Origin of the sequence: Archangium lansingense (assembly GCF_026626635.1) — a bacterium.
Taxonomy (GTDB): domain Bacteria; phylum Myxococcota; class Myxococcia; order Myxococcales; family Myxococcaceae; genus Archangium; species Archangium lansingense.
The window spans coordinates 6,782,076-6,802,055 of sequence record NZ_JAPNKA010000001.1 but is presented as its reverse complement, the minus strand read 5'-3'; the positions used below and the strand labels follow the sequence as shown (position 1 = coordinate 6,802,055).

Sequence of the window (19,980 nt, the reverse complement as noted above, 5' to 3'; positions counted from 1 at the left end):
AAAGACATAGCATCCGTTTCTCCCCCCGTTTCACCCAGGAGTCCCCCATGTTCCGAGCGCGCATCCTTGGCCCCCTGCTCATGACACTCACCCTTGCCGGCACCGCCGCCGCCCGTCCCCCCGGGTGTGAGGAGCAGTGCGGCAACACCAGCAACGCGAGCCTCCTGTGCACCTGCTGGGAGCGGGCGGGCGCGCCAGTGACCACCTGTGGCGATTACTGGGAGAACCTCTGCGGCCTGTTGGTGGCGCCCCCGGAGGACGAGCAGGTGACGAGCGAAGAGGCCGAGGCGTCCTTCGAGCCGGGCGACGAGCAGGCTTCGCGGACGGCCGAGGTCAACGCGTGCCAGGCCGCGAGCTGAGCGGCGTCCCGAGCACCTGAAGCCACTCCAGGACGCGTGCAAGTGCCGCCGCGTCCTCCAGGAGCCATTCGTGGCCCCGCTGCGGCACCTCGTGCACCTCCAGGCGCAGGCCGGCCGCGGGCCAGGTGTGCGAGGCCTCGCGCCACAGGGGGGCGCTTCCATCCCGAGCGCCCACCACGGCGAGCAGCGGCACCTGGGCCTTCGTAGAGTTTCATCAGTTCGCGAGCAGGAAGCCGCTGATGCGCTCCGACAGCCAGCGCCGGAAGGCGTCCGTGGTCGGAGGGCAGTGACGGCAATCCTTGATGAGCTCCGTATCGGCGAGCGTCGAGAAGAGCTGGGGCGCGCGGGCGAGGAGCCGATCTCCCGGGAAGCTCACATCCAGGTCCGCACCCAGCACGAGCGTGGGCGCCTTCAGTCCACGGAGCTCCTCCGGCGTCGCGAGCGAGGGCACCCGCATGTCCATGTTGAACGAGCGGAGGGCATCACCCAGGTAGGGCACCCAGTCGTCATCCGTGTTCGTGAGCATGTGCCGGACGAACGCGTCGAGGCGCCGCTTCGTGGGGGACATCCGGTACAGCATCATCGGGAGGCCGACCTTGACGAACCCATCCCAGTGGGAGCCATTCACCACACCCGCGGGAACGAGGAGGGCCAGCCGGTTGATGCGCTCGGGCGCGAAAGCCGCGAGCCGGATCGCCACGAAGCCGCCCCAGCTCACGCCCACCACATGCGTGCGCTCCAGTGACAGCCCATCGAGCACATCCTTCAACCACTCTCCGTACTCGTTGTTCGACACCGAGGGCCGCGCATCCGCGCTCTTCACCGACTGTCCGACAATGTCCACCGCGTAGATCCGGAACCGCTCCAGGAGCGGGGCCAGCTCGCTGAGCACGTGCGCCGAGCTCGCGAGCGCCCCGTGGAGCACAACCAGGCTCGGCCCCGCCTCTGGGCCGCCGACGAGGACATGCGTGTCGCCGAAGCGGGTCTTCACCATCCGGCTCTCCGTCGGCACCTTCAGACGGTCGCGGAAGCGGTTGAACCACTGCGAGAGTACTGCCTTGGCCTGCTCGCCTCTGAACGCGGATTTCATCGGTCTCTCCTTCTGGGCACTTTCTGGATGGGGCGAAGACCCTCGAGGTGCTGGCTGATCAGGCGCTCCACCATTGCCACCGGTGCGCCATGTCCGCCCTGCACCCACGAAATGAGGGCGAAGTAGAAGAATGAGAAGTACGCGGCACCGAACAACGCGCCGTCCACGCCGGGCCGAAGCTCCCCCCGCGCACTCGCCTCCTCGGCCAGCCGCGCGATCGCCCCATGCACCATGCCCACCTGGCCGGTGAACTTCTGCGCCCACGGCTCGTCCGCGAAGAGCGACTCCTTGAGCAGCGTCCGCGAGAGCTTCGGGCGCCGCTGGTAGTACCCGAATACGGCGCGCGTCAGCTCGGAGAGCTGCGTCTCCAGCGATCCCGGGCCAATCCCGGCGAGTGCGCTCCGCAAGGTCTCCTCGAGATCATCGAACAGCGCGGCGTGGAGCAGCTCCCTTTTGTCGCCGTAGTGGTGGAGCACCGTTCCGGCGGACACGCCGGCCCGCGCCGCGATGGCCCGCAGGTTCGCCGCCTCGAAACCGACACGCTCGAACTCCTCGCGTGCCGCCTCCAGCACCGCTTGACCGGTGGCCGCCTTCTGCGTGGCTCGGAGGCCTGGCTGCTTCTTGGATTCTGGTTCGTTGGACACGTTCAATGAACATGTTTAATGAAATATTGATTCCGCGTCCAGCGAAACGGCGGTCCCGTCTGAAGCGGCGGACGGACCAGGACGTTCCCGATGTGGACGACATCGCCCTGCGCTGTTCGTTCTTGCCTGGCCCGTGAATCAAGCCACCTGGCCGAAGGTCCGGGCACAGGCCAGCAGGGTGGCGTCATGCAGCTCGAGCACCTTGCGGAGCGGCTGCTGATAGCCGCCCGCGAGGTTCCAGGCCACCGGCAGGCCCAGCTCGCGGCACTTCTCGAAGACGATCACGTCACGCCGGCGCATCTGCTCGGTCGTCATGACGCCCCCGAGCGGATCATCGACGTGGGGATCCGCTCCCGCCTGGTAGAGGAGCACCTGGCAACCCTTGGTCCGGAAGCCATCGAGGATCTCCGGCAGTCCAGTGAGCCAGCGTTCGGTACCGCTCGGGTCGCGGGCCGGCCCGTGCTGAACGGCCGAGAGGCCGAAGGTGTAGTGCTCGATGCGCTGGGTGAGCCGCAGCTTGAGGATGATGGAGTCGGTGCCATCTCCGTAGTGCATGTCCAGGTCGAGAATCCCGACCTTGTCCGCGAGCCCCTCCTCGAGGATTGCCCTGGCTGCGAGCATCAGTCCATTGAAGGTGCAGTACCCGCCGCCCTCGCTCCAGCCCGCGTGGTGGAAGCCGCTGGTGGGCGACACCGCCACGGGAGCACCGGCCGCCACCCAGCGCGCGGCGGCCAGGAAGCTGCCACTGGTCCAGCGCAGGGACTCGGCGACATCGATCGAGGTGTTGTGGAACCCGTTCTTGCGCGTCCCGGCGAAGATGCCATCGACATAGCCGGGGTCGTGGACGGCGTGGAACTGCTCGGGGCGCACGGGCTCGAAGCTGTGGACTTCCAGGGGAACACCGAGCGCCCACCAGGACGCCATGGCCTCAGCGGGCTTGTGGGCGCTCGGGCTGGCACTTCCCGGATTCGAGGCGTTCTGGCGTGGATCGTAGAAGACGGGGAGGGCGTGCGAGGACATGGGCTCCGCTCGGTGGTCTGTGCGTTCGCCACCGAGCGCTGTCAGAGGATCTTGGCTATCTGCTTGGCGGTCCTGGCGGACTTCGCCTTCTTCTTGTTGTTCTTGCTGACGGTCTGGAGGGAGTGCAGCGAATAGGGGTCGTTCACCTCGACGCCCGATTGCAGCTCTTCAGAGGCATTCTCAATCTGCTTCTTCTGGAGCTTCTTGCGAACCTTGTCCGTCATGGGCAGCAGCGCGGCGGACGCATGCGCCGCCTGCTTCCCCTTCGTCACCGTCTCGAGATTCGAGATCATCTCGGCGGCGTCCTCCGAGGGTTCCACTTGCGAGAGCGGGTGGAGGAGCTGGAGCTGATCGTCATCGCTGCCCTGCGCGAACTTCTTGGCGACCGCGAGCTCATCGAGCGTCTTCTGATCATTGTAGACGTTGCGTACCGACTTGGCGCCCTTGACCGCCGAGCTCAGGCCTGGCACCGAGGCGATCTTCATCGCGCCGCTCGCCACCACGTTGGCGCTCTTCTTCTTCATCTTGGACAGCTTGTGGGCGCGCTTCGCGTCGTGCTCCTCCGCGGACTCCAGGAGGCTCTGCTTGTCCTCGGGGAGATTCTCGTGCTTGGTGAGGGCGTCCACCTGCTTGCGCTTGAACTTGTTGAGCTGCTTGCTGAAGAAATCGGTGAGGAAGTTGCCCCCCTGGATGGGAGCTGCCGCAGCGGGCCCTGACGCCATCCCGCCCGCCGGTGACGGCCGCGGGCCGTGAAGGGGGACCAGGCCTCCCTGCGCCACCTTCATGCCCACCGCGTCCGCCTCACTCTCGAGCCCCGGAGCGGAGTTGAGCGCACCGCTCCCCAAAGGCTGCGCTACGCGCCCATTCCGCTGCTGCACCACGTGGGTCAGCTCATGCGCGAGCAAGCCTTTTCCCGCCGGCTCGTGAGGACGGTACGCCTCGGGCGAGACGTGGATGTGGTTGCCTTGGGTGAGGGCGTCCTTGCGGTGGAGTGACGGACGCGAGTCGATGTGGAGGCGCACATCGGAGAAGTCGGTCCGGAGCGTCCGCTGCATCTCCTGCTGGAGGGACGCGGGGAGCGGCTGGCCCCCCATGGATGCACCGCGCGCCGGGGCGGTGACGGAAATGCCTCCGAAGCGGTGCCCGTGACGGGCCGCGGCCTCAGCGTCGAGTCCCTCGGGCTCTGCCTTCGTGGTTTCCACGCCAGCGGGATGCCGTACCGCGTGCGCGTTGCCGGTGATCGTCTTCGAAGAGTGCGTGTGCGATGCCAAGGACTGCCCCCCTGTGGACCGTGCCGCATAGGCACGGTTATTCGAAGTGTAGCACTCGGCCACGGGCCAGCCCCTGGACGCCCCTCAGGTGTCCGTATCGGGCGGTTCCTCGCCTGTCACCTTGCTCATGATGTCGATGCGCTCGGCCACTCCGGTCCCATCGCGCCGCAGCTCGTAGACCAGGCGGACCTTTCGTCCCGCCTTGACTGCGTCCAGATCGGTCTGGATGCCGTTCTCGACCACACTCGTCTCGGGTGTCACCCAGACCTGGACCTTCTTCTCCCAGGGGGCCATCGGATCGAATACCCAGGCCTTTCCCTCCTCACACACGTGGGTGAAGACGCCGGTCTCCACCATTGGCTCGCCCACGTACACGCCCGCGGCCTGCCGCCGGTTCACACAGCCCGTCCCGAGGGTCGCGGCCAGCATCACCGTGGCGACCAGCACCTGTTTCCTCATGGCTTTTCCTCCTGCCGGATGCGAGTCCCAATGTGCCTCGCCCAATGTGCCTCGAAAGAGAAGCTGACACGGCCCGGGGGGAGACAGCTACCCCCCACTGTTGAACGGGACCCGCCGCACAAGTGCCTCCTGGCGAACAGGCCCCTCTCGCCGGCTCAGCGAGCCGCGCGCAGGTCTCCGCCCGAGGGGTTCTCTGGAGGCAGTGGCGGCACGTTCGGCAGGTCGATGATGAAGCACGTGCCCTTGCCCAGCTCGCTCTCTACCTCGATGCGGCCGCCATGGGCCTTGATGATGCCGTGCACCACGGAGAGCCCCAGCCCCGTGCCCAACCCAGGCGGCTTGGTGGTGAAGAAGGGCTCGAAGAGGTGCCGCTTCGTCTCCTCGGACATGCCCGAGCCGGTGTCTCGCACCTCCACGTGCACCCGGTTGCCCTGGCGGCGCGTGACGAGGCGCACCACTCCGCCCGACGGGGTGGCCTGCCCCGCGTTGACCAGCAGGTTCACCAGCACCTGCACGAGCTGGCGCGGCCGGCCCACCACCGTCCCCACCTCGTCCAGCGCTTCCTCCACCCGGACGTGACCGAGTTGGATCCTCGCGATGCGCAGCGCCGTGCGCACCTCCGCGTCGAAGTTGTAGGGGCTGTACCCCTCGAAATCCCCGCGCGAGAAGCGGCGCAGGTCCGAGACGATGGAGTTCACCCGTTTGATCCCGTCCAGCGTCGCCGGGAGCACATCGTCCACGTACTCCTTCAGTGGCGAGGACAGGTTCTGTTCTTCCCGCAGATCCTGGAGCAGCGAGTCGACATTGCTCGTCACGTAGCTCATCGGGTTGTTGATCTCATGCGCCACGCTCGCCGCCATCAGCCCCAGGCTGGAGAGGCGTTCCTGCTCGATGGCCCGCTGGTGCAACTGCTGCAACTCCTGGTGGGCCCTCTCCAATTCTTCGTGCTTCATCAGCAGCATGGAGACCCGCTTCTCGGACGCCAGGTACCCGAAGATGCCAACCAGGGAGAAGGCCAGGGCAGTGGTGGGGTCAGCGCCGGTCGACAGGGCCACCGTGTTGATCGCCCCCAGATAGAGGGCCATCCGCAGTCGGACCCATCGATCGAGCCCGAAGTACCAGATCATGTTGTAGGGCACGAAGACCCAGAGCAGCACCGACCACCGTGTGAGGGTACCCACCAGGATGATGCCCGCCGCGTTGAGCGTCATCCGAATCGCTTCCGCCTGGGCGCGGCTGGTTTTCCTGGTGAGCCACTCGAGGAGGACGGTGTTGGTCGAGATGAGCGCCAGGTCCACCGCCACGACGGCGAAGACCACGCGCCAATTGCCCCAGAACGTGGAGATCAACGCGACGTTGACGGAGGTAGCCCCCATCCCCGCGATGCGCTGGATACCGCGCTGAGCTTGCTCCAACTCCGCGCTCCCGCCGGGTCGAGTCTCCATCGCACCCCTCCGAGTCAGGTATCGGAGGAGATCTTAAGAGGAACGCGGGCTCGCTGACCAAGGAAGGCCTCTCACGTGAGCAGCCTCACCGGTGCGCCAGCCCGCCAGGCGAGAATGTCCTCCAACGCATCGCGGTAGAAGACGGCGTAATTTTCCCGCGTCACGTAGCCGAGGTGCGGCGTCAGCACGACGTTGGGCAGGGAGAGCAGGGGATGGTGGGCGGGGAGGGGCTCGAGGGGAAAGACGTCCAGCCCGGCTCCGGCGATCCGTTGCTCTTTCAACACGTTCAGCAGCGCCAGTTCGTCCACCAGCCCGGCCCGGGAGGTGTTGACGAACCAGGCGGTGGGCTTCATCGCGTTCAGCTCCCCGGCGCCGACGATTCCGCGCGTCCGCTCGCTGAGGATGAGGTGCAGACTGACGACATCCGAGGTGGCGAACAGCTCGTGCTTCTCCACCCGGCGCACACCCGCCTCGGCCGCACGCTCCGCGGTGAGGTTCTGGCTCCAGGCCACCACCTCCATCCCGAAGGCCTGGCCCACCCGCGCCACCTGGGTGCCCAGCTTCCCGAGGCCCAGCAGACCCAGGCGTTTGCCTGCGAGGCCCTCGGTCAATCCGGTCTGCCATGTGCCCGCGCGCAGGGCGCGCTCCTCCGCCGGGATACGCTTCACCAGCGCCAGGATCAGGCCCCAGGCCAGCTCCGCTGTTGGCGAGCCGACATTGCCCGTACCGCTCACCGTGATGCCGCGCGCCCGGCACGCCTCCAGATCGATGGCCGCGTTGCGCCCGCCAGTGGTGACCAGCAGACGCAGGTTCGGCAACCGATCGATCAACGCGGCGGGGAAGGGCGTGCGCTCGCGCATGATGACGAGCACCGCGAAGGGCTGGAGTGTTGCCTCCAGCTCCCTGCTGTCGGCGATGTGCCGGTCGAATATGACGAGCTCACTGCCAGCCGGCAGACGGCTCCAATCCGCAAGGCCTTGAGCGACGCGCTGGTAGTCGTCGAGAACGGCAATCTTCATGCGGACGGACTTTATGCGGACGCACTCTCCTGATCCCGGATGGCGATCGCCACCAGCTTCCTGACGTGGTTCCGGACATCCTCCGGCCAGGGCTGGATGAGCTGCTCGAAGCGCTCGTGATTCTTCGCGAAGAAGGCTCTCGAGGCCTCCTCGAAGCCGGGGAAGTCTCCCGCCAGGGTGGCCATGAACTTGTAGGCCGCTTCCTGGGAGCGCCGGGCTCTATCCGCACCCACGTTGTTGCGCTTCGCCTCCTCGACGAGCTTGCGCAACGTCACCGAGGCCCCACCCGGTTGCGAGTTGAGCCAGTCCCAGTGGCGGGGCAGGAGAGACACTTCCCGGGAGACAACGCCCAGCTTCGGCCGGCCCGGACCGGACCTCTTCGTCTCCTCCGCCGCCAGCTCAGCCTCGGCCCGCCGGGCCCGCTTCTTCTCCAGCTTGTCCAAGAACTCGTAGAGCGAGCCCCGGAAGTCCAAGTCGACCGGATTGCCCGTCTCGTCCTCGAAGATGAGGATCGACGCGCTGTCTCCCCGGTCCAGCCACTCCTTGGCCTTCAAGGCGACCTCGGTCAGCTCTCCCGACGCGATCAGCCGGTGCCCCGCGAACCCCGTGTAATTCCTCTGCTTTTCCTCGCCCATGCCCGGCTCCTTTCCGTGGCCCCAAAACCACCCGGGTAAAAACAATCCCCACAGGACAAACTCCATGTGGGAGAATATTGCCCGGGTGAAAATCAGGGTCAAGACATAATGCCCGGGTAAAATGGAGTCTACTTGGTTCTACCCGGGTGAAATTATGGGCACAAAAGCCCGCGGAAGCGTTCGGCCCGTGGGCGGGCGGGCTTATCAGTCCCGGTACAGGAGGCTGACCGCCTCCATTACCCGCGGAGCCTTGCGCTCCTCCACGCCGACGAACTGGGTGTAACCCGCCAGACGCTGGTGCTCATCGCCTCTTCCTGTGTCTGGTCACGACGACTATCGCCGCCGGCCCGGACTCAGGGGAGCACCGCGTGCTATAGCGCGCCGCTCAACCCCTTCACGGAGATGAGACATGGGCCTCTTGGACAACCTCATGGGCAACGCATCCGAGGTGGATATCGGCAAGCTCCATGAGGAGGCGGCCGAGGTCCTGGCGCCCAACGAGAAGCTGGAGCGGGCCTTCAAGATCTTCCGCGACCTCTACCTCTTCACAGACAAGCGGCTGTTGCTCGTGGACAAGCAGGGGCTCACCGGCTCGAAGGTCGAGTACATGTCGCTGCCGTACCGGTCCATCACCCGCTTCTGCGTGGAGACGGCCGGCACCTTCGACACCGACTCCGAGCTGAAGATCTGGGTGTCGGGTTCGCCCGAGCCCCTGCTCAAGCAGTTCAAGAAGGGCTCGGGCATCCTCGAGCTCCAGAAGGTGCTCGCGACCTACGTGCTGAAGTAGGGAGCGCGTTGCATGGCCCATGATCTCTACGCCATGGGCCGGCGGCGGACGCGCCACACGGTGAGCAGCGCGCCGAGCAACACCAGGAACGCCGTGCCCTCGGTGCCCGGGGTCACCGAGCATCCGAAGGCGAAGCCCCGGGGATGGACTGTCTCCTTCGGGCAGATCGGAGCGCCCTCGAGCGTACGCCCCGCGGGGTCGACCGCGCGCCAGGCGAAGCAGGGTTTGTAGCTGAAGTCATATCCACCATGGAACACGAAGAGGGTCTCGACGGGCTCGCCCGCGGACTGCGCCCTCCATGAGTCCATGACTTTGTGCTCCCGACGCTGCTCCTGCGCAGGCACATCGAAGCGATAGGGCGTGTTGTCCGTCACCCAGATATCGAAGTCATAGCTCCCGATCGGGCTTCCGCCCTGGACGCCGGGAACGCGGATCCGGGCGCGGGTGGCCACCTCCCGGCCGACCTTGTTGTCACAGGAACACATGCCGGGATCGCAGTGGTACTTGTCCTGCTCGAAGGACTCGAGCTCTACGTCCAGCTCGCCGAGAAACTCGAGAGGAGGAGACAGCTGCTCTCCCGTCGAGAAGGTCCCGTGAAGCTCCGTGGGACCCTGGGCTTGCCCGGGCCGGGGATCGCTCTGTTGCAAGGCCGCGACGAAGGAGTAGCTCCGGTTCGGGAGCAGCGGGGCATTGGGCTGCCACACCTCACCCGAGGGCGTTCCCCACCAGGAGCGGAGCTGCCCGGGAACGAGCTCACCCGTGTCGAGGTCCGTCACGGTGACGGTGAGAACGTCATGAACGCCCGTGTGGGCGTCCTCGAAAATGCCTTCGAGCGCCCAGCCTCGCGACGTGAACAGCAGGACTCCGTCGAGGGGGACGTTCGAGGCCCCATCGCCAGGGATGCTCTCCGCGAGCGTGTAATAGGTACGAGGTACCGGTGGCTGCGAGCACGCCTCGGCGGGAGACGCCCGCAGCGACACCGCGAGGAGCAGGGCTGCTTGGAGGAGACAGACAACGAAGGGCAAGGGTTTGAGACGCATCAAGGCTCCAGGAGAGATGGGTTGCGCCGGAGCGGCTGTGCAAGGCACGAACCACGCGCGAGCGGTGGGGTTTCCCGTGGGGCAGCGCGATGCGGAATCGCGACAGAGGCGTCAGGGCGCCCTCGGATTTGGACGTGCGGCGGCCGGAAGCGGCATCATCACCTCGTGCGTCTCCCTGTCTGGCTTGCCGTGCTGTTGCCGCTCGTCACCGCGGCCTGTGCCACCACCTCGGTGGCCTACCATCCGCAGAAGGACTGCGAAGCGGGTAGCTCGAGCGCGTGCGTGGACTGGGGAGACCAGCTCGCTGGAAGGGGAGAGGAGCTCCAGGCCGAGGCCGCATATGGACAGGCCTGTCAGGGTGGAATCGTGACGAGCTGCATCACACAGGGCCAGCTCCTCATCCAGCATGGCGAGTTGGACGCCGCCGAGCATCCGCTCCGCAAGGCGTACCTGGAGGAGTTCCCAGAGGGACACGAGGCACTGGCGGACCTCTACCAGGCCCGGGGGACTCCGCCGGATTTAGAGATTGCCCGGGGCCTGCGCTTCGAGGCGCCCGCCATCGACAAGCCGGCCACGGAGTTTGTCTCTCAGCTCCGGATGGACTCCCAGGGGAACCTCGGGACCGCAATCGCCTTCAATGTGCAGCCGATGCTCTTCCTGTCACGCCGGCTGCACCTCGGGTTTCACGCCGCCTTCGGCACGGGCGCGACGGAGCTCAACGGCTTCGTCGGATACCAGCATTTCGAGTCCACCTGGGCCGTGCCCTACGCGCGGGTGATGCTCGGCGGTCTGCCGGGTGCACCCCCCGGCATGGGACTCAACTACGGCGGAGAGCTCGGCTTGAAGCTGTGCCTGGGGCCGATCGGTCATCTGGAGTTCGCCGTCGGCTCCTCGCGGGCCAGTCCCCTCCACGCCTCGGTGGGACTGGGTATCAACGGGCTCTTCCTGTTGCTTCTCGCGGCGGCGCGCTGACCTCAGCCCTTGGAGGCAGGGAGGTACTTCGCGGGCAGCGGCTGCTCGGGAGTCTCCGCGGTCCAGGCCACCGTCAGCACCCACCACCGCTTGCCATCGTTGATGAGCTGGATGCTGTTGACGCCGCGCATGAAGGGCTTGGGCTCCCCCTCGCGCATGGCCTCGTAGGTGCTGAAGACGTGTATGAGGGAGCCGAAGCGCTCCTCCACCCGGTGGATCTCCCGCTCGCGGAAGCCCTCTTCGACGAGCATCTTCCCGGAGTTGGAGATGTACTCCTCGGTGGTGATCTGCCGGAAGCCAATGGTGCCGTCCTTGCGCTTGCCGGAAGGGATCATCCGGGCGCCGGGCACGAAGAGCGAGCGGAAGCGATCCCAGTTGCGCGCCTGGCCCTTGGGTCCGGAGATGACGTCATAGAGCGCGGCCACGATGGACTCGGGAGTGGCCACGTCCTCCGGCTTCGCCTCCGGGACGGTGGGGGCGGGCGAGGCCTGCGCGGCAGGGGCAGGAGCAGGGGAGGAGGCTGGAGCGGGGGTGGGCTTCTTCGGCTCGGAGGCATACGCCGGGGCCGTCACACCGGTGGAGAGCAGCGCCGCGACGAGCGGCCACACGCGAGACTTGAGAGCAGGATGCATGGGGAGCCTCATGGACTGCGAGGGGCGCGCATCATGTCCCACGCCTCGGTCAGCGGCGAGCCTCCGGTGCGCGCTCCGCTCCGCGTGAAGACTTCCAGGAAGGGGAGAGAAGCAAGGGCGGCGTCCGAGACTTCGCTTCGCTGGCCCGTCCACGTGCCATTACAGTTGGCCGGGCCTGTGCCTGCATCCAGGCACCGGGGGGAATCATGAAACGTTTCGTCATCAGTCTCGCCCTGCTCGCCGGCTGCACCACCACCACCCGTCAGGCCGAGCCACCCACCCAGCAGACATCCGCGCCTGCACCTACGCCGGAAGCACCGCCACCCGCGAAGGCCGAGGCGCCGCAGCAGCCCAGCTCCATCTATGTGTTCCAGGGCGTGGAGGTCTTCGGCTCGCGCAAGATTCCCAAGGAGAAGCTGCTCGAGCTCATCACATTGCCGGCTCCGGGTACGGAGCTCGACGTGCAGAACGAGAAGCAGCAGAAGGAGTTCGTCGCGAACCTGATGGAGAGCAAGAAGCGGCTCACCGACACCGGGGCCTTCGCGTTCATCCGGATGTCAGTGGGCCAGGACCAGAAGCACAGGATGAGTGTGACGGTGGATCTGGTCGACAACGGGGACGAGTGGCGCATGGCCTTCAACCCCGAGCCAAAGGGCGAGGTTGCCGATCCGGAGGGATTGCTCGCAGCCTGGTCGGACTATCTGAAGACGTTCTGGAAGCTGCGCAACGAAGGTGCGGTCCCCGAGTGGGGCATGGGCACCTGCCGTGCGCCCATGGGGTGCTACGGAGGTTTCGATCACCCCGAGCTCGCACCCCTGGAGCAGCGATTCATCGACGGAGTGCCTCGCAACGTGGATGCACTCGTGCGCGTGCTGCGCGAGGACAAGGACAGCGGCAAGCGCATGAACGCGCTCATGCTCCTGACCTATCTGTCCTCGCCCGAGCAGATGGCGAAGGCCGTCCTCCCGTCGGTGCGCGACCCGGACCAGGGCGTGCGCAACGAGGCACTGCGCCGGCTCGGGTCGGCGCAGGAGGTGTCGAAGAAGCCCGGCATCGTCCCGATCGAGCCCGTGCTCGAGGCGCTCTGGTATCCGCTGGCGAGCGATCGCAACAAGGCGGGTTGGACGCTGGTGCACATCATGGAGGTCGAGGGCACCGCCCACCGGCAGCAGATCCTCGACAAGGCGGGCGAGGTGCTGGTGGAGATGGCGAGCATGCGCTCGGACATCGATCACGAGCCCGCGCGCAAGGTGCTCGCGCAGCTGGCAGGGAAGGACTTCGGCAACGACGTGGCGGCCTGGCGCCGCTGGTTCGAGCAGGCGCGCAGCCCGCGGCCCTGATGGACTGAGCGGGGAGGGGCCATGCAAGCGAAGAGGAGCGCCTCTCCCGCTCGGTTCTGTACGCCCCCGTACCTCCATCCTTTGTGTGGAGGGCGCATCTCTGCCAGCGTGGGGGTTCGATGCGGCGCTCCCGCCTGCTCCAGGCCCTGATCCTCTCGCTGGCCCTACACCTGGGCTTGGGGCTCCTGCTGTACCTGGCGCCGCCGACGAAGCGCGAGCCCTCATCGGACACTGGCCAGGAGCCGCTCCAGTTCGAAGTGGTCGAGCGCACACCCCCACCGCGCGTGGATCCGCCTCCGCCGCCAGTACCAGCGGAGCCCGTCCGGCCGCCTCGTGGCACTCCACGACCACCCCGCACCGCGCCGCCTCCCGCTCCGCCCCCTCCGAGCGCCACGGCCGCCGCGCCTCCTCCAGCCGCCACTCCATCCGCTCCGCCTCCAGCCGAGGCCGAAGCCAAGGCTGATGAGCCCGAGGTTCCGGATGTGCCGCATCAGGTGCGGCTGTTCCCGGGCCCCGAAGGCCTGGCGGTAGGCCCCTCCACGGGAGCCACTCCAGGAGCCCCCACGGGGCGCACGTGGAGGCCGGGGGATGGACCCACTCCCGGGCAGCTCCTCGCCGAGGAGGGCAAGCGGGTGCAGGGTCGCGTCCAGGGCTTCCTCGACGACGGCATGGCGAGCCTGCGCGTTCAGAATGGCCTCATCGACACCTACTTCGGCGAGATGGACAGAGCGCTGGAGAAGGGGCTCACCGGCGCGCCACTCTTCGCGTACCAGGGAGTGTTCAAGCACTTCTTCAAGGCGACCCCGGGGCGCATGCAGGGCCTGCGTGACCTCATTTCGAGCGCCGGACGCTATGGCGCAACGGGCAACCCGGACGCGATGGGAGAGCCCACGGGTACGGATCGGCTGGAGGACGTGGCGCGCTCGGGGACGGCGGGGACACGTGCCCGTTCGAGGCCCTCGAACGTGGACATGTTGGAGACGTACAGCAAGGCCGCTGGCGGGCTGCTCGTGACGCTCGAGCTGGAGCAGTCGCGCACGGGCCAGGTGCTGTCAGTGAAGCTGCTCGACAGTTCCGGCAATCCCCTCTTCGATGCGTATGTTGTCGAGCGCGTCCCCAAGTCGCTGGAGGTGCTCGGGCCCGCGTCGGAGCACTTCGCCGTGAGGTCGAAGGGGAACGTGCGCAGCGTCTGGCGCATCAATGGGAACGTGAGCTTCTCGCGCACCATCCGGTTCTCGAAGCTCGACGAGCTCGGTGCCGATGACGCGGCCTACATCTCGGCGTTGATCCCATTCGGGCTGCTGTCGGGCAACTTCGAGGAGACGCGGGGCGAGGTGATCATCCCGGACCTCCGCCGGCCGCACTTCGACATCCGGACCCAATTGCTGCGCGTGTACTGACAAAGCCCAGTGATTTCAGGGGCTTGAATGAAACAAAGGCCCCAGAAGCGCGCGGTGTGCGACGCCTCCGGAGCCTCAATCCCTCTTCAGTCAGGGCAGGGGAGCACGACCTGGAACCCCGACCTGTCTGATGGACAGCCTGGCGGCGGCTAGGCGTTGGCCTGCTTCTCCTGGCCCACGTTGATGCCCTGCTTGCCGAGGTAGCCCATGGCCTTGTCCTTCACGTCGGTGCGCAGCTCGGTGCCCTTCTTGGGCGCGAGCATGAGCGCGGCGATGCCGCCGACGGCGCAGCCGATGAAGAACGCACCGATGCCGGCGAACGAGCTACGGGCGGGTTTGTAGGTGGTGAGGCCCACGTAGCGCAGCACGTCATCGGCGTCGAAGTCGTCCCACTGGTTCTTGGCGAACTTGGGCAGGTCCTTGATGATCTTCCGGGCGAGCAGCTTCCGATAGAGGTCACTCTTCATCGCCCACTTGGCCTTCTTCGCGAACAACATTCCGTCCTCCTCCTTGGCCACAGCCAATCGAGAGGTGGCCTCCCCCACGGCAGCCCACCTCTACAGACAAGAAGCTAGGGAGGGAGGGCAGGGGGGGAACCCCCTGGGCAACGTCTGGGTGACAGGGGAGGGGGAGGGCGTCCGCTGCCGGTCAGAGTAGGGCCATGACGCGGCGTGCCCAAGGTGGGGAGTGAACGGAGAGGGCAGCCAGGCGAGCACCTTTCTGGTATGCCCCCCGGCGCCATGTCATTCGATCAGAAACTGCTCGAGAAGATCGCCCAGGTGGAGAAGGGCGGGGCCGAGAAGTACCACGCGAAGAACCGGGAGACGGGCAAGCTGTTCGCCCGTGAGCGCATCCGGCTGCTGGTGGATGAGGGCTCGTTCGTCGAGGACGCCAAGCTCGCCAACAACCTGGACGCGGACCTGCCATCGGACGGCGTCATCATTGGCGTGGGAAAGGTGGCGGGGCGCCCGGTGGCGATCATGGCCAACGACTCCACGGTGAAGGCGGGGAGCTGGGGGGCGCGGACGGTGGAGAAGATCCTCCGCATCCAGGAGACGGCCAAGGCGCTGCGTTGCCCGCTGTTGTACCTGGTGGACTCGGCGGGAGCGCGTATCACCGACCAGGTGGAGATGTTCCCCGGCCGGCGGGGCGCGGGCCGCATCTTCTACAATGAGGTGCACATGTCCGGCGAGGTGCCGCAGGTGTGCCTGCTCTTCGGGCCCTCGGCGGCTGGCGGCGCGTACATCCCCGCCTTCTGTGACATCGTCATCATGGTGGACGGCAACGCCTCCATGTACCTGGGCAGCCCGCGCATGGCCGAGATGGTCATTGGCGAGAAGGTGACGCTCGAGGAGATGGGCGGCGCGAAGATGCACTGCTCGGTGTCTGGCGTCGGCGACGTGCTGGTGAAGACGGAGCAGGAGGCCATCGAGGCGGCCAAGAAGTACATCTCCTTCTTCCCGGAGAACTTCACCCAGCCCGCGCCCCGGGTCGAGCCCAAGGCCCCCAAGGCCAGCGGCAAGCGGGTGGACGAGATCATCCCCGCGGACCAGAACAAGCCCTTCGACATGCACGCGCTCATCGCCGAGCTGATCGACGAGGGGAGCTGGTTCGAGGTGAAGAAGCTCTTCGCCCAGGAGCTCATTACGGGTCTGGCGCGCATCGACGGGCGGCCGGTGGGTATTGTCGCCAACCAGCCCAAGTACAAGGGCGGCGTGCTCTTCGTGGACTCGGCGGACAAGGCGGCGCGCTTCATCTGGCTGTGCGACGCGTTCAACATCCCGCTGCTGTACCTGGCGGACGTGCCGGGCTTCATGATTGGCACCAAGGTGGAGCGCGCGGGCATCATCCGGGCGGGAGCGAAGATGATCTCCGCGGTGTCCGAGGCCAGCGTGCCGAAGATCTGCGTGGTGGTGCGCAAGGCGTACGGCGCGGGCCTGTACGCCATGAGCGGCCCGGGCTTCGCTCCGGACGCCACCCTGGCGCTGCCCCAATCGATGATCGCCGTGATGGGCCCCGAGGCGGCGGTGAACGCCGTTTACTTCAACAAGATCCAGGAGAAGCCGGAGGCCGAGCGGGCCGCTTACGTGCAGCAGCTCCGGGACGAGTACCGTCAGGACGTGGACATCTACAAGCTGGCGAGCGAGCTGGTGGTGGATGAGATCGTCCCGGGCGACCGGCTCCGGACCGAATTGCTCCAGCGTTATGAGCTGTATTCCCGGCGCTTCCAGCCCCGGGCGACGAAGAAGCACGGCGTCTACCCGGTTTGATGGTCCCCCCTCCACCCTCTGCTATACATCCCGACATGGACTTCGAACTTCCCGAAAGCCATCGAGCCCTCCAGTCCTCCCTGCGTGACTTCTGCGAGCGCAAGGTCAAGCCCTACGCGCGCGAGTGGGACCGGGACGAGAAGTTCCCGATGGAGGTGGTGAAGGAGCTGGGTGAGCTGGGCGTGCTGGGCATGCTGGTGGCCGAGGAGTACGGCGGCGCCGCCATGGACTCGCTCGCGGTAGCGGTGGCGGTCGAGGAGATCGCCCGCTACGACGGCTCGCTGGCCCTCACCGTGGCCTCTCACAACGGGTTGGGCACCAGCCACCTGCGCGTGTTCGGCAATGACGAGCAGCGGCGCAAGTACCTGCCCAAGCTCGCCACCGGCGAGTACCTCGGCGCCTGGGGCCTGACGGAGCCCGGCAGCGGCTCGGACTCCGCGGGAATGAAGACCACGGCCGTCTGCAAGGGCGACAAGTGGGTGCTCAACGGCGCCAAGATGTTCATCACCCAGGGCACGGTGGGCAGCGTGTTCGTGGTGCTGGCCGTCACCTCGCCGGCCAAGAAGCAGAAGGGCGTCACCGCCTTCATCCTCGAGAAGGGGATGCCGGGCTTCAGCCAGCGCTCCATCCACGGCAAGCTGGGCATGCGCTCCTCGGACACGGCGGAGCTGGTGCTGGAGAACGTGGAAGTGCCGGACTCGATGAGGCTGGGCGAGGTGGACCACGGCTTCATCGACACGATGAAGATCCTCGACAAGGGCCGCATCACCATCGGCGCGCTGGCGGTGGGCTTGGCCCGCGGGGCGCTGGAGGAGGCGGTGCATTACGCCCGGGAGCGCACGGCCTTTGGTCAGCCCATTGCCGAGTTCCAGGGTCTGCGCTGGATGTTCGCGGACATGAAGACGGAGACGGACGCGGCACGGCTGCTGGTGCACCGCGCGGCGTACCTGGCCGACGCGGGCCAGCCGTACAGCCAGGAGGCCTCCATGGCCAAGCTGTTCGCCTCGGAGGTGGCCACGCGGGCCTGCAACAAGGCGGTGCAGATCCACGGTGGCTACGGCTACACCCGCGAGTTCCCTGTCGAGCGCTACCTGCGCGACGCCAAGCTGTGTGAGATCGGCGAGGGAACGAGTGAGATTCAGCGCACGATCATCGCCCGCGAGGTCTTCAAGAAGGCGTGATGGACAAGGCCCGGCTGCAACAGCTCGGACTGGAGGTACGGGGCGAGGGGGACGGCCTGGAGGCGACCCTCGTCCTGAGCGAGCCCCTGGAGAACCCGGTAGGAGCCCGGAAGGTGGAGCGGGTGGGCTTCCAGGTTCAGGGGGATCGACTGGTGCCCGTGTCGCCGCCAGAGGTGGTGGGACTGCGTCCCATCCCGCTGGGCGCGGTGCAGGCGCGCCGAGAGGTGGAGGCGGAGCTGACGGACGCCTTCAATGAGCACCTGTTCCAGGTGCAGCGGCGATCGGCGGAGCTGCGGGCGTTGGGGTTGAGCCCTCAGGTGGATCCGGTGTCGCTGGGGCTGTCCACGCACGTGGTCGAGCACGGCCTGGCGCTGACGCTGGTGGCGGATCGCCAGGGCCACTTCCAGGTGTCGAGCGCGATGCGGGACGGGCAGCACCTGACCGTTCCCCAGGGCCACCCCTTCGAGCTGTCCGAGTTTCGCGAGCGCGGCGCGCTGGTGGGTTACCTGGCCGCCCTGTTTGGCGAGCAGCCGGGGCAAGCGGCTCCGGCACAGCAGGCAGGGGAGGAGCCGGTGCGCTTCTCGGAGGTCCTCAGGGCTTTCGGGGAGGGAGCGCTCGTCCCCCCGCGGAGTGGGCTGGAGCTGCTGGTGCTGCTCGAAGTGGAGGGGAGACCCTACCGTTTCGCAGCGGCGCGAGTGGCCGGCCGGACCTTCCGGGGTCTGCTGGCGGGGGCACAGGGCAAGGTGTGGGCGGAACGTTTCGAATTGGATGATTTCCCCGGGGTCGTCCCGCTGGTGGCGGATCTGCTGAAGGTCCCCGCCGAGGCCGTGAAGCTGGTCGGCGCGGACGCTCCACAGGAGTAAGGGTTTTGGCGACCTTGCAACCCGCCGAGCGAGTGAAGGCCCTGGAGGAACGGCTGGGGACGGTGTTTGCCCGTGCCGAGCTGGGGCTCACCGCGCTGACGCACAAGAGCTGGATCAACGAGCACCGGGGCGAGGGCTTCCAGGACAACGAGCGGCTGGAGTTCCTCGGGGACGCGGTGCTCAACCTGGCGGTGGGTCACCGGCTGATGGAGCGCTTCCCCCAGATGAAGGAGGGGGAGCTCACGCCGCTGCGCGCCCGTATCGTCAACGAGGAGGGCCTCTCGCGCATTGCCCGGCAGCTGGGGCTGGGCGAGCTGCTGCAACTGGGGCGGGGCGAGGAGCTGAGCGGCGGCCGGGAGAAGAGTTCGTTGCTGGCCAACGCGCTGGAGGCGGTGTTCGCGGCCGTGTACCTGGGCTCGGGGCTGGAGCCGGTGATGGGGCTGGTGGACCGGCACTTCGCGGAGGCCCTGGACGGGGTGGCGCAGGCCCTCAGCCGGCAGGACTACAAGACGAAGCTGCAGGAGGCGGCGCAGGAGCGGCTCAAGCTGACGCCCCGCTACCAGATCGTCTCCGAGGTAGGCCCCGACCACGAGAAGATCTTCGAGGTGGAGGTGGTGCTGGGCACGGAGGTGTACGCGCGCGCCACCGGCCGCAGCAAGAAGGACGCCGAGCAGACGGCGGCCCACGGCGCCCTGGCGCTGTTGAACCGGGGGGAGAAGCCGGGACAGGTGGCCACGGCGTCGCCGGGGACGGCGAATCCCGGGGTTCCAGGGGCAGCCGAGCAGGCGCCGGTGGCCGTTCCGGGTCCGAAGGACGACACCCCGGCTTGAAACTGCTTGGCCGCCTGGGGGGTGGAGCATAAGGTCCCGCGCCCATCCGCTAGTGGGATTCAATCTGGGAGGCAGCCATGGGAATGCTGGACGAGGCGCGTGCGGGCAATGATCTCTACGCCACCTTCGACACCACCGAGGGGCAGATTGTCGTGAAGCTCTTCTCGAAGGCCGCGCCGGAGACGGTGCAGAACTTCGTGGGACTGGCCACGGGCGAGAAGGAGTGGGTGCACCCGGGGACGCGCGAGAAGATGACGGGCAAGCCCTACTACGACGGGACGATCTTCCACCGCTGCATCTCCAACTTCATGGTCCAGGGTGGAGATCCGCTCGGCCAGGGAGTGGGCGGGCCGGGGTACAACATCAAGGATGAGTTCAATAACGGCTATGACTTCGCCAAGAAGGGCAAGCTGGCCATGGCCAACACGAGCCGTCCGAACACCGGTGGCAGCCAGTTCTTCATCACGGTGGCGCCGACGACGTGGCTGAACAACAAGCACACCATCTTCGGCGAGGTCTTGAAGGGCCAGGAAGTGGCCGATCGCGTCGCCAACGACATCGCCAAGGGCCCGAACGATCGGCCGAAGAAGGACGTGGTCATCACCAAGCTGACCATCTCCACCAGCGCACCGGCCTAGGCATCCCGAGCCGCCCTGGAGGCGGTTGCCTGCCTGGCTGGTTCAGTTTACAGCAGGCCAGATGTTTTCTGTCGTTCCGAGTAGT

At 67.0% G+C, this 19,980-nt stretch carries 22 protein-coding genes; 10 read left to right on the top strand and 12 right to left on the bottom strand.

Features of this window, described 5'->3' with window-relative positions; translation table 11 throughout:
- The first annotated feature begins 47 nt into the window (after positions 1 to 47).
- Positions 48 to 359: a hypothetical protein gene (locus tag OV287_RS27600; protein ID WP_267537036.1), complete on the top strand. Its 312-nt coding sequence runs from the start codon at positions 48 to 50 to the stop codon at positions 357 to 359.
- On the opposite strand, the gene OV287_RS27595 is transcribed toward OV287_RS27600, so the two are convergent.
- From OV287_RS27595 to OV287_RS27555, 9 genes are all read right to left on the bottom strand, one after another.
- Positions 334 to 552 (bottom strand): hypothetical protein, encoded by a 219-nt coding sequence (locus OV287_RS27595; protein WP_267537035.1) that lies wholly within the window; start codon positions 550 to 552, stop codon positions 334 to 336. The two genes, OV287_RS27600 and OV287_RS27595, sit on opposite strands and share 26 nt — an antisense overlap.
- A gap of 21 nt (positions 553 to 573) precedes the next feature.
- Entirely contained in the window at positions 574 to 1,449 is an 876-nt protein-coding gene (locus OV287_RS27590; RefSeq protein WP_267537034.1) for an alpha/beta fold hydrolase, read from the bottom strand.
- Positions 1,446 to 2,093, bottom strand: coding sequence for a TetR/AcrR family transcriptional regulator (locus tag OV287_RS27585; RefSeq protein WP_267537033.1), 648 nt, complete (start codon positions 2,091 to 2,093; stop codon positions 1,446 to 1,448). The genes OV287_RS27590 and OV287_RS27585 overlap by 4 nt, the downstream gene beginning before the upstream one ends.
- A gap of 138 nt (positions 2,094 to 2,231) precedes the next feature.
- The gene (locus OV287_RS27580) at positions 2,232 to 3,113 is read right to left on the bottom strand and encodes an arginase family protein (protein ID WP_267537032.1); all 882 of its coding nucleotides are present in this window, start codon (positions 3,111 to 3,113) and stop codon (positions 2,232 to 2,234) included.
- 41 nt (positions 3,114 to 3,154) lie between these two features.
- Entirely contained in the window at positions 3,155 to 4,384 is a 1,230-nt protein-coding gene (locus OV287_RS27575) for an eCIS core domain-containing protein (RefSeq protein ID WP_267537031.1), read from the bottom strand.
- An 84-nt stretch (positions 4,385 to 4,468) separates the two neighbouring features.
- Entirely contained in the window at positions 4,469 to 4,843 is a 375-nt protein-coding gene (locus OV287_RS27570) for a hypothetical protein (RefSeq protein ID WP_267537030.1), read from the bottom strand.
- 155 nt (positions 4,844 to 4,998) lie between these two features.
- The gene (locus OV287_RS27565) at positions 4,999 to 6,288 is read right to left on the bottom strand and encodes a sensor histidine kinase (RefSeq protein WP_267537029.1); all 1,290 of its coding nucleotides are present in this window, start codon (positions 6,286 to 6,288) and stop codon (positions 4,999 to 5,001) included.
- 71 nt (positions 6,289 to 6,359) lie between these two features.
- Positions 6,360 to 7,307, bottom strand: a complete 948-nt coding sequence (locus OV287_RS27560; RefSeq protein WP_267537028.1) for a D-2-hydroxyacid dehydrogenase family protein — start codon at positions 7,305 to 7,307, stop codon at positions 6,360 to 6,362.
- A gap of 11 nt (positions 7,308 to 7,318) precedes the next feature.
- The gene (locus tag OV287_RS27555; RefSeq protein ID WP_267537027.1) at positions 7,319 to 7,942 is read right to left on the bottom strand and encodes a DUF2239 family protein; all 624 of its coding nucleotides are present in this window, start codon (positions 7,940 to 7,942) and stop codon (positions 7,319 to 7,321) included.
- 409 nt (positions 7,943 to 8,351) lie between these two features.
- On the opposite strand from OV287_RS27555, the gene OV287_RS27550 reads away from it, so the two are divergent.
- On the top strand, positions 8,352 to 8,729 hold the full coding sequence (locus tag OV287_RS27550; RefSeq protein ID WP_267537026.1) for a PH domain-containing protein: 378 nt from the start codon (positions 8,352 to 8,354) through the stop codon (positions 8,727 to 8,729).
- Between the two features lie 26 nt (positions 8,730 to 8,755).
- Here the strand turns inward: OV287_RS27550 and OV287_RS27545 are convergent, their stop codons facing one another.
- On the bottom strand, positions 8,756 to 9,769 hold the full coding sequence (locus tag OV287_RS27545; protein ID WP_267537025.1) for an MYXO-CTERM sorting domain-containing protein: 1,014 nt from the start codon (positions 9,767 to 9,769) through the stop codon (positions 8,756 to 8,758).
- A gap of 165 nt (positions 9,770 to 9,934) precedes the next feature.
- On the opposite strand from OV287_RS27545, the gene OV287_RS27540 reads away from it, so the two are divergent.
- Positions 9,935 to 10,741, top strand: a complete 807-nt coding sequence (locus OV287_RS27540) for a hypothetical protein (protein ID WP_267537024.1) — start codon at positions 9,935 to 9,937, stop codon at positions 10,739 to 10,741.
- Positions 10,742 to 10,743: 2 nt separating this feature from the next.
- Here the strand turns inward: OV287_RS27540 and OV287_RS27535 are convergent, their stop codons facing one another.
- Entirely contained in the window at positions 10,744 to 11,373 is a 630-nt protein-coding gene (locus OV287_RS27535; protein WP_267537023.1) for a nuclear transport factor 2 family protein, read from the bottom strand.
- Between the two features lie 206 nt (positions 11,374 to 11,579).
- On the opposite strand from OV287_RS27535, the gene OV287_RS27530 reads away from it, so the two are divergent.
- The gene (locus OV287_RS27530; protein ID WP_267537022.1) at positions 11,580 to 12,713 is read left to right on the top strand and encodes a HEAT repeat domain-containing protein; all 1,134 of its coding nucleotides are present in this window, start codon (positions 11,580 to 11,582) and stop codon (positions 12,711 to 12,713) included.
- Positions 12,714 to 12,832: 119 nt separating this feature from the next.
- Positions 12,833 to 14,113, top strand: a complete 1,281-nt coding sequence (locus tag OV287_RS27525) for an energy transducer TonB (RefSeq protein WP_267537021.1) — start codon at positions 12,833 to 12,835, stop codon at positions 14,111 to 14,113.
- Between the two features lie 149 nt (positions 14,114 to 14,262).
- Here the strand turns inward: OV287_RS27525 and OV287_RS27520 are convergent, their stop codons facing one another.
- Positions 14,263 to 14,610, bottom strand: a complete 348-nt coding sequence (locus OV287_RS27520; protein WP_267537020.1) for a YtxH domain-containing protein — start codon at positions 14,608 to 14,610, stop codon at positions 14,263 to 14,265.
- A gap of 243 nt (positions 14,611 to 14,853) precedes the next feature.
- On the opposite strand from OV287_RS27520, the gene OV287_RS27515 reads away from it, so the two are divergent.
- The 5 genes from OV287_RS27515 to OV287_RS27495 all read left to right on the top strand — a co-directional run bounded on the left by OV287_RS27515 (position 14,854) and on the right by OV287_RS27495 (position 19,895).
- On the top strand, positions 14,854 to 16,383 hold the full coding sequence (locus OV287_RS27515) for an acyl-CoA carboxylase subunit beta (RefSeq protein ID WP_267537019.1): 1,530 nt from the start codon (positions 14,854 to 14,856) through the stop codon (positions 16,381 to 16,383).
- A gap of 35 nt (positions 16,384 to 16,418) precedes the next feature.
- Positions 16,419 to 17,564 carry an acyl-CoA dehydrogenase family protein gene (locus OV287_RS27510; RefSeq protein ID WP_267537018.1) on the top strand — a complete coding sequence of 382 codons (1,146 nt, stop codon included), beginning with the start codon at positions 16,419 to 16,421 and terminating at the stop codon, positions 17,562 to 17,564.
- On the top strand, positions 17,564 to 18,427 hold the full coding sequence (locus OV287_RS27505) for a hypothetical protein (RefSeq protein ID WP_267537017.1): 864 nt from the start codon (positions 17,564 to 17,566) through the stop codon (positions 18,425 to 18,427). Before OV287_RS27510 ends, OV287_RS27505 begins: the two co-directional genes overlap by 1 nt.
- A gap of 5 nt (positions 18,428 to 18,432) precedes the next feature.
- Positions 18,433 to 19,257 (top strand): ribonuclease III, encoded by an 825-nt coding sequence (rnc, locus tag OV287_RS27500; RefSeq protein ID WP_267537016.1) that lies wholly within the window; start codon positions 18,433 to 18,435, stop codon positions 19,255 to 19,257.
- Between the two features lie 77 nt (positions 19,258 to 19,334).
- Positions 19,335 to 19,895 (top strand): peptidylprolyl isomerase, encoded by a 561-nt coding sequence (locus OV287_RS27495; protein WP_267537015.1) that lies wholly within the window; start codon positions 19,335 to 19,337, stop codon positions 19,893 to 19,895.
- Positions 19,896 to 19,980: the final 85 nt, after the last annotated feature.

What these genes read in the sequence shown, in the direction of transcription:
- OV287_RS27550 (WP_267537026.1), top strand. Translation starts at nt 8,352, where the DNA reads ATGGGCCTCTTGGACAACCTCATGGGCAACGCATCCGAGGTGGATATC.
- OV287_RS27580 (WP_267537032.1), bottom strand. Translation starts at nt 3,113, where the DNA reads ATGTCCTCGCACGCCCTCCCCGTCTTCTACGATCCACGCCAGAACGCC.
- OV287_RS27530 (WP_267537022.1), top strand. Translation starts at nt 11,580, where the DNA reads ATGAAACGTTTCGTCATCAGTCTCGCCCTGCTCGCCGGCTGCACCACC.
- OV287_RS27560 (WP_267537028.1), bottom strand. Translation starts at nt 7,307, where the DNA reads ATGAAGATTGCCGTTCTCGACGACTACCAGCGCGTCGCTCAAGGCCTT.
- OV287_RS27510 (WP_267537018.1), top strand. Translation starts at nt 16,419, where the DNA reads ATGGACTTCGAACTTCCCGAAAGCCATCGAGCCCTCCAGTCCTCCCTG.
- OV287_RS27495 (WP_267537015.1), top strand. Translation starts at nt 19,335, where the DNA reads ATGGGAATGCTGGACGAGGCGCGTGCGGGCAATGATCTCTACGCCACC.
- OV287_RS27565 (WP_267537029.1), bottom strand. Translation starts at nt 6,288, where the DNA reads ATGGAGACTCGACCCGGCGGGAGCGCGGAGTTGGAGCAAGCTCAGCGC.
- OV287_RS27545 (WP_267537025.1), bottom strand. Translation starts at nt 9,769, where the DNA reads ATGCGTCTCAAACCCTTGCCCTTCGTTGTCTGTCTCCTCCAAGCAGCC.
- OV287_RS27515 (WP_267537019.1), top strand. Translation starts at nt 14,854, where the DNA reads ATGTCATTCGATCAGAAACTGCTCGAGAAGATCGCCCAGGTGGAGAAG.
- OV287_RS27570 (WP_267537030.1), bottom strand. Translation starts at nt 4,843, where the DNA reads ATGAGGAAACAGGTGCTGGTCGCCACGGTGATGCTGGCCGCGACCCTC.
- OV287_RS27505 (WP_267537017.1), top strand. Translation starts at nt 17,564, where the DNA reads ATGGACAAGGCCCGGCTGCAACAGCTCGGACTGGAGGTACGGGGCGAG.
- OV287_RS27525 (WP_267537021.1), top strand. Translation starts at nt 12,833, where the DNA reads ATGCGGCGCTCCCGCCTGCTCCAGGCCCTGATCCTCTCGCTGGCCCTA.
- OV287_RS27535 (WP_267537023.1), bottom strand. Translation starts at nt 11,373, where the DNA reads ATGCATCCTGCTCTCAAGTCTCGCGTGTGGCCGCTCGTCGCGGCGCTG.
- OV287_RS27555 (WP_267537027.1), bottom strand. Translation starts at nt 7,942, where the DNA reads ATGGGCGAGGAAAAGCAGAGGAATTACACGGGGTTCGCGGGGCACCGG.
- OV287_RS27600 (WP_267537036.1), top strand. Translation starts at nt 48, where the DNA reads ATGTTCCGAGCGCGCATCCTTGGCCCCCTGCTCATGACACTCACCCTT.
- OV287_RS27520 (WP_267537020.1), bottom strand. Translation starts at nt 14,610, where the DNA reads ATGTTGTTCGCGAAGAAGGCCAAGTGGGCGATGAAGAGTGACCTCTAT.
- OV287_RS27590 (WP_267537034.1), bottom strand. Translation starts at nt 1,449, where the DNA reads ATGAAATCCGCGTTCAGAGGCGAGCAGGCCAAGGCAGTACTCTCGCAG.